Source organism: Sphingopyxis sp. GW821-FHT10B01 (genome assembly GCF_059415685.1).
In genome coordinates, this window is the sequence record NZ_JBWKNS010000001.1 from 163353 (window position 1) to 176105 (window position 12753).

The following is a 12753-nucleotide window of genomic DNA, read 5'->3' on the forward strand; positions in this document are numbered from 1 at the left end:
CATTCGCCGGCGAGTTGGTCGCGCAGCCGCTGGTCGCGTTCGGCAATCTCGGGTGTCACGGCGTCACCGAAATCGGCCATTTCGTAGAAGGGCCGGATTTCGAGTTCGCTCGGCCCCGGCATCGGGTTCGGACAGCGCTTCGCCCAGGCGACCGCTTCGTCCATGTCCTTGACCTCCCAGACCCAATAACCAGCGACCAACTCGCGCGTCTCGGCGAACGGCCCGTCGATTACCGCCCGGTTCGGACCGTCGAAAGCGATCCTTTTGCCTGCGGACGAGGGCTTCAGCCCGTCGCCGTCGACCATCACCCCGGCGTTGACCAGTTCTTCGTTGAACTTGCCCATCGCCTCGAACATTTCGGTCATGTCTTCCGTCGGCGGCAGGCCCTTTTCGCTGTCCTCGGTCGCTTTGACAAAAACCATCACACGCATTTTCCATCTCCTTGTTGCCGGGCCAACGACGGCCTCGTATCTTCACGACGAACGAGCCTCGCCAAAATCGACACGCGCGCGAAAAAAATCAGGCGACCTCGGCCAGCGACTGCGGGGTCGAAAAACGCTGGCGATATTCATTGGGCGACAGCCCGATGATCCGGTGGAACAGTTTACGGAACGCCGCGGCGTCTTCATAACCCACCGACCACGCGATCTGGTCGACCGTGCGCCTGGTGAACTCCAGCAATTCGCGCGCCTTGCCGACACGCAGATGCTGGACATATTCGACCGGTGTCATGCCGGTGGCGGCCTTGAAGCGGCGCTGGAAGGTGCGCTCCTCCATCCCCGCCTCGCCCGCCATCTCGGGAACCGCGACCGGCCCCGCGCCGCGCGACTGCAGCCAGTGCTGGACGCGCAAGATCGCCTCGTCGCCGTGGCTCAGCTTCGGTGCAAAGCTCGCATAATTTTTCTGCTCGCGCCCCGACGGGTCGATCAGCAGGAAGCGTGCGGTCTCCATCATCACCGTCGGGCCCAGCAACCGCTCGACGATCCGCAGCCCCAAATCGGTCCATGCCATCAACCCGCCCGCAGTCACGATGTCGCCGTCGTCGATCACCATCCGGTCGACCTCCAGCCGCACATCAGGGAAACGCACCCGGAATTCCTCGGCAAAAAACCAGTGCGTCGTCGCCGGTCGGCCGCTGAGCAGGCCCGTCGCCGCGAGCGCGAACGACCCGCCACAATTCGACGCCAGCACCGTCCCCTGCGCATGGCGGTCGAGCAGCCAGCGCGCATAGGGCGCCACCTCCTCGGCCTCGAGCAGCTTGTGCAGGCTCCCCGGCGCGATCAACACCGCGGGCGAATTGTCGGCGGGCTCCTCGGGATGGCTGTCGAAGCAGCGCGCAAAGCCCCCGCCGTCCTGCAACCGCCAGTGGCTGACCCGAATCGGCGCGCGATCATGATCGGCCGCGAAGCGCCCTGCGATGTGGAACAGGTCGCTGATGCCGTGGACCATCCCGGTCTGGCAGTCGGGATAGAGCATCATCCCGACCTCGATCATTGCGGCAGGGGCGCCCTGCACCTTCAACCTGGGCATATCGCCTCCTTTGTCGGATTTGACCCGTATAATGTCGTATCCGCCAATCCCGCGCAAGGGCGGACCGGCCTATCTCCTGCCTATCGGGACGGACAGATCGCCCCTCCGCAAGAAAGGAACGACATCATGACCACGATCACCACCAAGGACGGCACGAACATCTTCTTCAAGGACTGGGGTCCGAAGGACGCCCAGCCGATCGTCTTCTCGCACGGTTGGCCACTTTCGGCCGACGCCTGGGACGCCCAGATGGTCTTCTTCGCCAATCAGGGCTTCCGCACCATCGCCCACGACCGCCGCAGCCATGGCCGCTCGGACCAGGTCTGGGACAACAACACGATGGACCAATATGCCGACGACCTCGCCGAACTGATCGAACAGCTGGACCTCAAGGACGTCATCCTCGTCGGCCACTCGACCGGCGGCGGCGAAGTCACCCGCTATATCGGCCGCCATGGCACCAGCCGCGTCGCCAAGGTCGCGCTGATCGGCGCGGTCCCGCCGCTGATGCTCAAGACCGAAGCCAACCCCGGCGGCCTGCCGATCGACGTCTTCGACGGCATCCGCAAGGGCACCTTCGACAACCGCCCGCAATTCTTCAAGGACCTGACCCTGCCCTTCTACGGCTACAACCGCGACGGCGCTGTCGTCTCCGAAGCGGTGCGCGACGAATTCGTGCGGCAGGGTATGAACGGCGGCCTCAAGGGCCTGCTCGACAGCATCCGCGCCTTTTCGGAAAGCGACTTCAACGACGATCTCAAGAAGTTCGACAAGCCGACGCTCGTCCTCCACGGCGATGACGACCAGATCGTGCCGATCGGCGCCGCGGCGCTCTCGACGATCAAGATCGTCAAGCAGGCGGTGCTCAAGGTCTACGAAGGCGGCAGCCACGGACTCACCGTCACAGAACAGGACCGGTTCAACGCCGATCTTCTCGAATTCATCAACAGCTGATAAGGAAGAGGCGCGGGCCCCCGACCGCGCCTCCTCGCTTTATAAGGAGACGTGTCATGATCCTCGGCCTCACCATTCCGCAGTTCACCGCACTCCATGTCGCGATCAGCCTGATCGGCATCGTTGCCGGACTCATCGCGCTTCCCGCCTTTGCGCGCGGGCGCCTTCTTCGCCGCACCACCGGCATCTTCCTGTGGGCGACGCTCCTCACCAGCCTCACCGGCTTCCTCTTCCCGATCGTTGCTTTCACCCCGGCGCTCGGATTCGGTATCCTTTCGACGCTGCTCCTCGTCTTCACCTTCTCGGCCTATTATCGCAGCAAACTCGCCGGCCGCGCCGCGACCGTCTATGCCATTACCGCCACGATCGCCCTCTATCTCAACATGTTCGTGCTCGTGGTGCAGTCCTTCCTGAAAGTGCCCGCGCTCAATGCCCTCGCACCAACGGGAACCGAGGCGCCGTTCGCCGCGGCGCAGGGCGTGCTGCTCATCGCCTCGGCCGCGTTCGGTTACCTCGCCTTCAAGGCCAGCCGTCGCCCGATTACATCCTGACGAGGTTCAGAAAGCGCAAAGGGCGGTCTTTGGGCCGCCCTTTGGCATGTCGCGTCCCGGCGGCTATCTGATACCCGCTTGCACGACCTTCCGTTTACGTTAAGGTTAGTTTCAAACTGCAACCGGAGAGTGATTCATGGCCCTTCCCCCGATTTTCGACCGCCTGCGCCTGCCCGTGATCGGCTCGCCCTTGTTCATCGTTTCGGGACCCGAGCTTGTCATCGCGCAGTGCAAGGCCGGCGTCGTCGGCAGCTTCCCGGCACTCAACGCCCGCCCGCAATCCTTGCTTGACGAGTGGCTGCACCAGACCACCGAAGAACTCGCCGCATGGGACCGCGCCAACCCCGACCGGCTGTCGGCGCCCTATGCGGTCAACCAGATCGTTCATAAATCGAACGACCGGCTGCTCGAAGACATCGCGACCTGCGAGAAATGGAAAGTGCCGATCACCATCACCTCGCTCGGCGCACGCGAGGAACTCAATCAGGCCGTCCATGGATGGGGTGGCATCACCCTGCATGACATCATCGACGACCGTTTTGCACGCAAGGCGATCGAAAAGGGCGCCGACGGCCTGATCCCCGTCGCCGCCGGCGCGGGCGGCCATGCCGGACGCCAGTCACCCTTCGCGCTGGTGCAGGAAATCCGCGAATGGTTTGACGGCCCGATCGCGCTGTCGGGCGCCATCGGTCACGGCCGTTCGATCCTCGCCGCACAGGCATGCGGCGCCGACCTTGCCTATATCGGCAGCGCCTTCATTGCGACCGCCGAAGCCAATGCCGAAGACGGCTATAAAAACGGTATCGTCGAGGGCCGCGCAGGCGACATCGTCTATTCGAACCTCTTCACCGGCGTTCACGGCAATTACCTGCGCCAGTCGATCGTCGCCGCAGGCATGGATCCCGAAAATCTGCCCGAAGGCGACCTCAAGACGATGAACTTCGGCTCGGGCGGCAACACCAAGGTCAAGGCGTGGAAAGACATCTGGGGCTCGGGCCAGGGCATCGGCCCGGTGTCCGCGGTGCGCCCGGTCGCCGAGTTCGTCGCCGAACTCGAAGCCCAATATCTCGCCGCGCGCCGCGAGCTCGAAGCGAAGGTCAGGCTGTAACGCTGCCGAAGAACCGATCGATCAGCGCGCGCCGCGTGGTGTCCTGAACCAAGCGGAGGCGCATGGCCGAGCCGCAGCGCGACGGGCCTGCACGTGGGCAGCATCAGCCCGTTGCGCCCGAAATGCCGAAGCCCGAAGTCTTCGGCGAGAAGCTGCTCGAACATCGCGGCCATCTGCGGGCGTTGTAACAACGCGATCGGGATCAGGTGATGGCGCTGAAACCCCGGCTGCGGCAACGGCGCGCCCTGCCAGCGCCGCCCCTGCATCAACCGTCGCGGCCAAACTCGACGGCCACTGTCGATCGTTGATTCCGCCCTCTTGCCGAAGGCAGCAGGTCGATCCATTCGCCCGCCTCCAACCCGCGCATCGTGCGCGCATGATGGACGGGGCCGTTGAGCATCATGTCGAGCGCGAGGCGTGACAGTCGCCGGACCATTTCGGCAACCGTCCAGCCGCCGGGAATCCGCGCTTCCAGTTCCTGCCCGGCGAAAAGCATCAATCCGCGCGTTCCCATGCTCGCGCCGCCATCGATCTCCTGACGGCGGAACGCGACCAGATGGAGCACCGGCGGCATGCCGCTGGCCAGCATTTCGGCGATCGACGCCCGGAACTGCGGAGCGTCGGACCACAGCCGTGCGGGCGACCAGAAAATGTGGCCCGCATCGAACAGGTCGATCAGCAGCACCATCATCTTGAAGAATTCGCGCAACCGCGTCGGCTGCCCGGTCGATGATGGCGGCGCCCCGACATGTTCGGCATCGCGCTCGGAAATGAAAACCCAGCACGCACCGCTCTCGCGCCACCGGGGTGGCAGGCTGGCCGCGAGCAAGCTGGTCGATGGGTGGTCGGGATCGGCAAGATCCAGCGCCGCACCCGCCGCAGGGCCGGCGAGAATGGACACCGCCCCGAATGTCAGGCGAAAACACGGCGTTTCGATCCGCAAGGCGATGTCGAGTGCAAGCGCATCGACCCGCTCGGGTCGTAGCCCCATGTGCCGCAGCGAGGTTTCAAGTTCGTCGCCCGAGGCGCGCTGCATCGCAGTCCCGATAATCAGCGCAAAGGGTTCCGGAGGAACCGGCAGGATCAGAGAGTCGCTGTTGCCGACATCCATGGTGTTGCGCGGCCTTTTTGGGTTCGCCCTTGCATCGCAAGACTTGTCCTGATGTTCAAACGCTTATTCGCACATGTCGGGGAGTTGACCTTGCCTGCGATGTCAGATCGCAACCTGGCTGCCGAGTTCGACGACGCGATTGGTCGGCAAACGAAAATACTCCATCGCGCTTTCCGAATTGCGCAGCATCCACGCGAACAGCTTTTCGCGCCAGATCGGCATACCCGGCTTGCTCGCCGCAATCAGCGTTTGGCGCGAGAGGAAAAAGCTGGTTTCCAGCATCTTGAACTCGCCGCCACAGCTCGTCACGCGCTTCAGCGCATCGGGCACGTCGATCGGCTGCATGAAGCCGTAATTGAGAATGAGGCGGTGGAACCCCTGCCCCAGATCCTCAAGCGCACAGTGATTTTCCTCGCGCACGAACGGCACGTCGGCGACCTTGATCGTCAACAGGATGATGCGCTGGTGCAGCACCTTGTTATGCTTGAGGTTGTGCAGCAGGGCATGTGGCACGCCGTCCGAACTCGACGTCATGAACACCGCTGTGCCTGGAACGCGCGTCGCACTGTTCGCCGCCGATTTGACGAACACCGGGATCGGCATCGCGCCGTCGGCCATTTCCTGCTGCATCAGCTTGCGCCCGCGAGACCAGGTCGTGAGCATCGTGAAGATGATCAGGCCGATCGCCAGCGGCACCCAGCCGCCGTCGGGCACCTTGATCAGGTTGGCGCCAAAATAGGCGATGTCGACGATGAAGAAGACCGCGAGGACCGGCAGCGCCTTCCACGCCGGCCATTTCCACAATGTGAAGAGCACGACCGAAAGCAGGCAGGTGTCGATGAACATCGCCCCCGTCACCGCGATGCCATAAGCTGCGGCAAGATTGCTCGACGACCCGAAGAAGAGGACGAGGATGATCACCATGATCATCAGGAACCAGTTGACCACCGGGATGTAAATCTGGCCCGCGGCGGAGGCACTGGTGTGCTCGACGCGCAGGCGCGGAATGAAGCCCAGCTGGATCGCCTGCTGCGTCAGCGAGAACGCCCCGGAAATCACGGCCTGGCTCGCAATGATCGTCGCAAGGATCGCCAGGATGACGACCGGGAGCTGCCACGCCTCGGGCATCATCTGGAAAAAGGGATCGGCGATCAGGTCGGCCCTCGGCCCGACCTCCGCCTCGAGGACCATCGCGCCCTGCCCCATATAGTTGAGCATCAATGCGGGCAGCACGAAGGCAAGCCAGCTCAGCCCGATCGGACCGCGCCCGAAATGCCCCATGTCGGCATAGAGCGCCTCGGCGCCCGTCACCGCGAGCACAACCGCGCCGAGCGCGATAAAGGCGGTAAAGCCGTCGACGTAGAAAAAGCGCAGCGCGTTCACCGGGTTCAGCGTTTGGAGGATAATGCCCGGATGATCGACGATATGGATGACGCCCAGAACCGCGAGCATTACGAAATAGGCGAGCATGATCGGCCCGAACAGCGCACCGACCTTGGCCGTTCCGCGCGCCTGGATCGCGAACAGTCCGATCAGGATCGCGAGCGCGATCGGCACGATATAGGGCTCGAACCCTTTATTGACGTAGCTCAGCCCTTCGGTTGCCGAGAGCACCGACATCGCCGGGGTGATCATGCTGTCGCCGTAGAAGAGCGCGGTCGCGAATACTCCGAGCAGGATGATCGGCCAGGTCCAGCGTTTCTCCCCCGATGAACGGCTGATCAACGCGAGCAGCGCAAGACTGCCGCCTTCGCCTTTGTTGTCGGCTTTCATGATCGTCAGCACATATTTGAACGTGACGACGAGCATCATCGACCAGAAAACGAGGCTGAGGACGCCATAGATGTGCAGCCGGTCGGCCTCGATCGGATGATGGCCGGCAAACGTCTCGCGGAATGCGTAAAGCGGGCTGGTGCCGATATCGCCAAACACCACGCCGACCGCGCCGACGGCAAGCTTCAGCTTGCCATCGCTCTGATGTCCATGGCCGTAATGGGCCGTTTCTGCGGTAGCCGTCGCGGCGCCGTCGGCGCCGCTGGCCGCCTGTTGCGACTCAGCAGTCATCGCGGGCCTTTAGACGAGCCAGCGCGGTTGGAATAGCTTTCAAATCAGGACCCATCGGCCGGTACCGACGGAGACGGCACTGGCGGTCCCAACGCCTGACGCAACTGCGCAAGCCGCATTTCGAGATCGGGGCGCCATGGCGCATCGGCGGGACTGCGCGCAAGCAACTGACTCCACACCGCCTCGGCGCCTTTCAGGTCGCCGCCCTGCGCCAGCGCGAGGCCCGCGAAGAAAGGCGGCGCCGGATGCGACGGATCGCGCTTTGCGGCTTCGTCGAATGCAAGCGCCGCAGCCGGCGACATCACACCGCCGCCATGCGCCGCCAGCGCATTGCCCAGACCGACCCACAGGTCGACATTGTCGGGATATTTCTGAAGCCCCTTTTCCAGCGTCTGCGCCGCCAGCTCGGTCTTGCCCGTGCGCGCAAAGCCATCCGACATGCCGAGCCACTGCGCGGCGGGCCCGAAGCGGTTGGCCATGCCCTGCCGCTGGTCGGTGATCGCCTCCCCGAATCCCTCGGGTTCCTCTGCCCTCGCCACCGGCTTGCCCGGCAGCGAGGGGCTACCCTGCAGCGCATAACCCGCGAGCCCCAGCATGACCGCCGCACCTGCCAGCGGCCGCGCCGCGGCGGGCAGTTTGCCGAGCCAGAAGATGCCGCCGATCGTCAGCGCGGCGGCGAGCACGATCCATAGCCAGATCATGCGCCGCCCTCCTCTTCGCCTTCACCGCGACGGAAGCGGCCAAATGCCAGCCATCCGCCCAAAGCGAGGAAAAGCAGCGGCCCCAACCACAGCAGAGCCGTCGCCGCATCGAACGGCGGGTCATAGCTCACCCAATTGCCATAGCGCGCGACCAGCCAGGTTTTGATTTCCGCCGGGCTTTCCCCGGCCGCGATCTTGCTGCGCACCTCGTGCCGCATATCGCCCGCGAGCGGTGCGTCGCTGTCGGCAATCGATTGCCCCTGACAGACGAGGCAGCGTAATTCCTCCATCAACGCCTTTGCGCGGGCCTCCTTCGCGGGATCCTTGAGCTGCTGATAGGCATAAGGCGCGGGCGGCAGACGATCCTGCGCCGCGAGCGGCAACGCCAGCGCACCGAGCAGGCATAGAAGGGCAAGGCGAAGGCTCATTTCATCGCCTCGAGCTTGGCAATGATCTCGGGCACTTGCTCGGCAAGGATCACACCCTGAATCTGCTCGCGAATGATGCCCTTGCCGTCGATCAGGAAAGTCTCGGGCACCCCCGACGAGCCGAGCGCGATCTGGACGCTGCTCTGCATGTCCGATCCGATGCGGTCGAAGGGATTGCCATATTCGCGCAGGAACATCGCGACATCGTCGGGCCGATCGCGGATCGCAATGCCGTCGATCGGTACGCCAGCGGCTTTCAGCGCCTCCAGCTGCGGTGCCTCGGCGCGGCACGGGATGCACCAGCTCGCGAAGACATTGACCAGCCGCGGCCGCCCGTCGGCAAGCTGGCTGCTCTTCAGGCCTTCGACGCCAGCCGTCGCGGGCGGCAGGTCGAACAATGGCATCGGCTTGTTGATCCACTGCGACTGGATCAGCGTGTCGGGCGGCGTCATCAGCCGGTAGACGAAGGCGCCGAACAACAGCCCCATGATCGCCAGCGGGACAAAAAGGACCCAGCGGTTTTTCATGGCGCGAAACGCTCCTGCCGTTTGCGCGCGCGAGCGCTGCGCCAGATTGTGAGCAATTGGGCGCGGCCGAGCAGCGACAGCGCCGCCCCGATCGCGATCAGCGCCCCGCCAAGCCAGATCCACCACACCAAAGGCTTCCACCACAGGCGGATCTGATAGCGGTCGGCGCGGCCGTCGTCGCTCGTCACCGGCTGGCCGAGTACGGCATATAGCTGCCCGCCGGGCCGTGTCAGCAGCGCCGCCTCGTTGGTCTCGGTCGGCGCAGTGCCCATCAGGCCCGGGAAAGTCCGAGCCTCGGGGCGCATCGTGAAACTGCTACCCGCCGAGGTGGTTGCGACCAGCGTGCCCTCGATCGCGGTATAGTTGGGACCCGCTACCGGCTTCACGCCCGCGAACTTGACCGCGAAATCGCCGACCTTGATGACGTCGCCGGGCGCCGCGGCGACCAACCGCTCCTTGATGAAAGCACTTTCGGCGCCCATCCCGGCAAGGCAGACGGCCACGCCAAAATGCGCGATCACCATGCCCCATGTCGGCAGCGGCGTGCGGCGAAGATTGCGGCCCCACAGCGGCGCAAGGCTCGCCACCGCAACGATGCCCGCTACGGTCATTCCCAGCAGCGGCAACAGGCCGACCTTGCCGCCGAACAGGATCAGCGCGAACAACACCGCCGCGCCTGCGAAAATCGCCAAGGGAAGCCGCGACCAGAGCTTTTTCCCGTCGTCCTTGCGCCAGCTCAGCAGCGGCCCGGCGACCATCACGAGACAGAGCAGCAGCGCGAGCGGGCCCGCGACCTTGTTATAATAGGGCGGTCCCACCGAAATCTTTTCGCCCATCGCCTCGGCGACGATCGGGTAGAGCGTGCCGAGCAGGACAAGCGCAAGGATCGTTGTGAGCAGCAGATTGTTGATGACGAGCGAGCCTTCGCGGCTGAGCAGCGCGAACTTCTTGCCCTCGGCCACGCTCCCGGCGCGTATCGCGAACAGCAGCAGCGCCCCGCCGATGTAAATCGCCATCAGCGCGAGCAGAAAGGTTCCGCGCTCGGGATCGACAGCAAAGCTATGGACGCTGGTCAGCAGCCCCGAGCGGACGATGAAGGTACCAACCATCGACATCGAAAAACCGATCACCGCGAGCATCACCGTCCACGCGCGCAGCGCATTGCGCGTTGCGGTCACAGCGACCGAATGGAGCAGTGCCGCGCCCGCTAGCCAAGGGATCAGCGAGACATTCTCGACTGGGTCCCAGAACCACCAGCCGCCCCAGCCGAGTTCATAATAGGCCCAATAGCTGCCGGCGGTGATGCCCAGCGTCAGGAAAATCCAGCTGCCGAGCACCCACGGCCGCATCGCGCGGGCAAAGGCCGGGCCGATCTCGCGCGTGATCAACGCGCCGACGGCAAAGCTGAACGCGACCGACAGGCCGACGTAACCGACGTAAAGCGTGGGTGGATGAAAGGCGAGTCCGATGTCCTGCAGAAGCGGGTTCAGCCCCTGCCCGTCGGGCGGCGCCACCGGCAACCGGTTGAACGGGTTCGACGAAAACAGCAGGAAGGCAAAGAAGCCAAGGCTAAGCGCGGCCTGCGCCGCCAGTGTCGCAATCAGCGTATCCTCGCGCAGGCGCCGCTCGAAGATCGCGATCAGCGCGCCCGACAGCGACAGGATCATCAGCCAGAGCAGCATCGACCCTTCGTGATTGCCCCACGTCCCTGCGATTTTGAAAATCATCGGTTTCAGGCTGTTGCTGTTGCGCGCGACCAGTTCGACCGACATGTCGGAGCGAACGAACAGCGCGATCAGCAAGCCGAATGCCGTCGCGGTCAGCACGCCTTGCGCGACGCTGGCCGGCCGGACAAGCGCCGCCAGATCTTTCGAACCGCCACGAAGGAACAACGTCCCCGCGACGAGCGACAGACAGGCGAGCGCCGCCGCTATCCAAAGCAGGGCCAGACCGAGTTCAGCGATCATGTCGCCGCCGGTGCTTTCATATTTTTCGGCATGTCACCCATCTGCGGCGGCATATAGCGTTCGTCATGCTTGGCAAGGATGCGATCGGCAACGAAGGTTCCGTCGGCGCGCATCCGGCCATCGGCGACCATGCCCGATTCCTCGCCGAACAGATCGGGGACGATGCCCTTATATTCGACGGGGACCGAAGCCTTGCCATCGGTCGCGACAAAACGGATCGTCAGGCCGTCGCTCTGCCTCTTGATGCTGCCCTTGGCGACCATTCCGCCCAGCCGCATCGGCTCGCCGACTGCGGCCTTGCCGCCCTCGATCTCGACCGGCGTGCGGAAATAGGCGGCCTCGTCGCGCAGCGCGCTCGCCGCGAGCACACCCGCGCCCCCGATGCCGCACAGCGCTACCAGCGCCAGAATCAACCGTTGGTGCTTGGCCTTCATTTCCTGTCCTTACGCAGCGCATCGCTGCGCCGCTCGGCCTTTTTCATGGCGCGCCAGCTTGCCCACAGCACCGCGCCGGTCAAAGCGACCGTCAACGCATAGGCCGCGGCAACAAAAGCCCATTGCCCGCCCCCGCTGATCACCCCCGTCACGTCTAGATCCCCTCGTCGTCGGCCAAGCGTCGCAATCGTGCCGCGACGCGGTTGTCGGCGATGATCCGCCGCATCCGCATCAGCACAATGGCGCCGAATAGCAGCGAAAAGCCGAGCACGGTCAAGCCGAGGGGCCAAAGCAGCGCGCCGTCGATGCTCGATCCCCCCAAAGTGATGCTCGGCCCCTGGTGCAGGCTGTTCCACCATACGACGCTGCGGTTGATGATCGGGATATTGATCGCGCCGACCAGCGCATAGATCGCCGCGCCGCGCGACAGCGATCCGCCCTGACGCTGTCCCTCGTCGCCGCTCGTCAGTGCGATGAAGCCCGCATAGAGAAAGAGCAGAACCAGCATCGAGGTCATCCGGCCGTCCCATTCCCACCAGGTCCCCCAGGTCGGGCGGCCCCAGATCGATCCGGTCGCCAGGCACAAGGCGCAAAACAGCATCCCCGGCACCGCAATCGCGCGCGCGGCGATCCCCGACAGCGGATGCCGCCAGACAAGCTGGATCAGCCCGGCAATCGCCAGCGACGTCCAGCCGCCCATGCCAAGCCACGCCGACGGGACGTGGACGTATAATATGCGTGCGGTTTCGCCCTGCTTGTAATCGCCCGGCACCATCGCCAGCCCGGCCCAGCCGCCCGCGAGCACGAGCAGCAGTCCGACGCCGAGCAACCAAGGCGTCAGCGGCTTGGCAATCGCCAGAAAGCGAGTGGGGTTGGCATAGGCGTGCATCGGTTTCGCGTCGTCCTTAGGCGAGCGGGACAGGAGGGTCCAGCAATTTGCCCGGCGCGACCCGGCGCAGCGGTCATGCCATATCGGACAGCGCCGTCAACCCTCCGGCCGCGTCCATATCCAGCTACCGGTCACCGCAGCGGCAATCACCGGCGCCATCACCCATGGCCAGGGTGAAAAGAGTCCGGCCAAAACGATGCTGAACGCAAAAGCCAGGGTCGCGGCGATCTTGCCCTTGCGACTGATCGCGCCCTTCTCGCGCCACGCGACGATGTGGTGGCCAAAATGCGGATGCGTCAGCAGCCAACTCTCGAGCCGCGGCGACGAGCGCGCAAAGCAAAAGGCGGCGAGAATCACGAACGGCACGGTCGGAAGCAGCGGCAGGAACGCGCCAATCGCGCCGAGCCCAAGCGATGCCCAGCCCGCGATCAGGTAGAAATGCCGTTTCATCAACGGCTGGCTTAGCGAAATCCATGCCCCGCGCCAGCC

General features: G+C 64.5%; 15 protein-coding genes and 1 pseudogene. 4 read left to right on the forward strand and 12 right to left on the reverse strand.

Annotated features, from left to right (window positions below; translation table 11 throughout):
- Window positions 1–71: 71 nt before the first annotated feature.
- A pseudogene (locus AC07NV_RS00655) lies at window positions 72–431 on the reverse strand (YciI family protein); the annotation flags it as partial.
- Window positions 432–519: 88 nt separating this feature from the next.
- Complete coding sequence (locus AC07NV_RS00660; RefSeq protein WP_495164411.1) at window positions 520–1530, reverse strand: GlxA family transcriptional regulator; 1011 nt, start codon at window positions 1528–1530, stop codon at window positions 520–522.
- Window positions 1531–1656: 126 nt separating this feature from the next.
- Between AC07NV_RS00660 and AC07NV_RS00665 the strand changes: the two genes are divergently transcribed.
- The 4 genes from AC07NV_RS00665 (at window position 1657) to AC07NV_RS00680 (ending at window position 4331) form a co-directional block, all read left to right on the forward strand.
- Complete coding sequence (locus tag AC07NV_RS00665; RefSeq protein WP_495164412.1) at window positions 1657–2484, forward strand: alpha/beta fold hydrolase; 828 nt, start codon at window positions 1657–1659, stop codon at window positions 2482–2484.
- 56 nt (window positions 2485–2540) lie between these two features.
- Complete coding sequence (locus AC07NV_RS00670; RefSeq protein ID WP_495164413.1) at window positions 2541–3035, forward strand: hypothetical protein; 495 nt, start codon at window positions 2541–2543, stop codon at window positions 3033–3035.
- 136 nt (window positions 3036–3171) lie between these two features.
- Window positions 3172–4143 (forward strand): NAD(P)H-dependent flavin oxidoreductase, encoded by a 972-nt coding sequence (locus AC07NV_RS00675; protein WP_495164414.1) that lies wholly within the window; start codon window positions 3172–3174, stop codon window positions 4141–4143.
- A 62-nt stretch (window positions 4144–4205) separates the two neighbouring features.
- A complete protein-coding gene (locus AC07NV_RS00680) occupies window positions 4206–4331 on the forward strand; it encodes a hypothetical protein (protein WP_495164415.1) in 126 nt (41 codons plus the stop codon).
- A 77-nt stretch (window positions 4332–4408) separates the two neighbouring features.
- Here AC07NV_RS00680 and AC07NV_RS00685 read toward each other — a convergent pair whose 3' ends face one another.
- The 10 genes from AC07NV_RS00685 to AC07NV_RS00730 all read right to left on the reverse strand — a co-directional run bounded on the left by AC07NV_RS00685 (window position 4409) and on the right by AC07NV_RS00730 (window position 12714).
- A complete protein-coding gene (locus AC07NV_RS00685) occupies window positions 4409–5254 on the reverse strand; it encodes a hypothetical protein (RefSeq protein ID WP_495164416.1) in 846 nt (281 codons plus the stop codon).
- A 102-nt stretch (window positions 5255–5356) separates the two neighbouring features.
- Window positions 5357–7318 (reverse strand): potassium transporter Kup, encoded by a 1962-nt coding sequence (locus AC07NV_RS00690; protein WP_495164417.1) that lies wholly within the window; start codon window positions 7316–7318, stop codon window positions 5357–5359.
- Between the two features lie 44 nt (window positions 7319–7362).
- Window positions 7363–8019: a tetratricopeptide repeat protein gene (locus tag AC07NV_RS00695; protein WP_495164418.1), complete on the reverse strand. Its 657-nt coding sequence runs from the start codon at window positions 8017–8019 to the stop codon at window positions 7363–7365.
- Window positions 8016–8447: a cytochrome c-type biogenesis protein gene (locus tag AC07NV_RS00700; protein ID WP_495164419.1), complete on the reverse strand. Its 432-nt coding sequence runs from the start codon at window positions 8445–8447 to the stop codon at window positions 8016–8018. Before AC07NV_RS00700 ends, AC07NV_RS00695 begins: the two co-directional genes overlap by 4 nt.
- Window positions 8444–8974 (reverse strand): DsbE family thiol:disulfide interchange protein, encoded by a 531-nt coding sequence (locus AC07NV_RS00705; RefSeq protein ID WP_495164420.1) that lies wholly within the window; start codon window positions 8972–8974, stop codon window positions 8444–8446. Before AC07NV_RS00705 ends, AC07NV_RS00700 begins: the two co-directional genes overlap by 4 nt.
- The gene (locus AC07NV_RS00710) at window positions 8971–10941 is read right to left on the reverse strand and encodes a heme lyase CcmF/NrfE family subunit (protein WP_495164421.1); all 1971 of its coding nucleotides are present in this window, start codon (window positions 10939–10941) and stop codon (window positions 8971–8973) included. Before AC07NV_RS00710 ends, AC07NV_RS00705 begins: the two co-directional genes overlap by 4 nt.
- Complete coding sequence (ccmE, locus tag AC07NV_RS00715; protein WP_495164422.1) at window positions 10938–11375, reverse strand: cytochrome c maturation protein CcmE; 438 nt, start codon at window positions 11373–11375, stop codon at window positions 10938–10940. Before ccmE ends, AC07NV_RS00710 begins: the two co-directional genes overlap by 4 nt.
- On the reverse strand, window positions 11372–11527 hold the full coding sequence (locus tag AC07NV_RS00720; RefSeq protein ID WP_495164423.1) for a hypothetical protein: 156 nt from the start codon (window positions 11525–11527) through the stop codon (window positions 11372–11374). The genes ccmE and AC07NV_RS00720 overlap by 4 nt, the downstream gene beginning before the upstream one ends.
- A gap of 2 nt (window positions 11528–11529) precedes the next feature.
- Window positions 11530–12264 carry a heme ABC transporter permease CcmC gene (ccmC, locus tag AC07NV_RS00725; RefSeq protein ID WP_495164424.1) on the reverse strand — a complete coding sequence of 245 codons (735 nt, stop codon included), beginning with the start codon at window positions 12262–12264 and terminating at the stop codon, window positions 11530–11532.
- Window positions 12265–12360: 96 nt separating this feature from the next.
- The gene (locus tag AC07NV_RS00730) at window positions 12361–12714 is read right to left on the reverse strand and encodes a YbaN family protein (protein WP_495165135.1); all 354 of its coding nucleotides are present in this window, start codon (window positions 12712–12714) and stop codon (window positions 12361–12363) included.
- Between the last annotated feature and the right edge of the window lie 39 nt (window positions 12715–12753).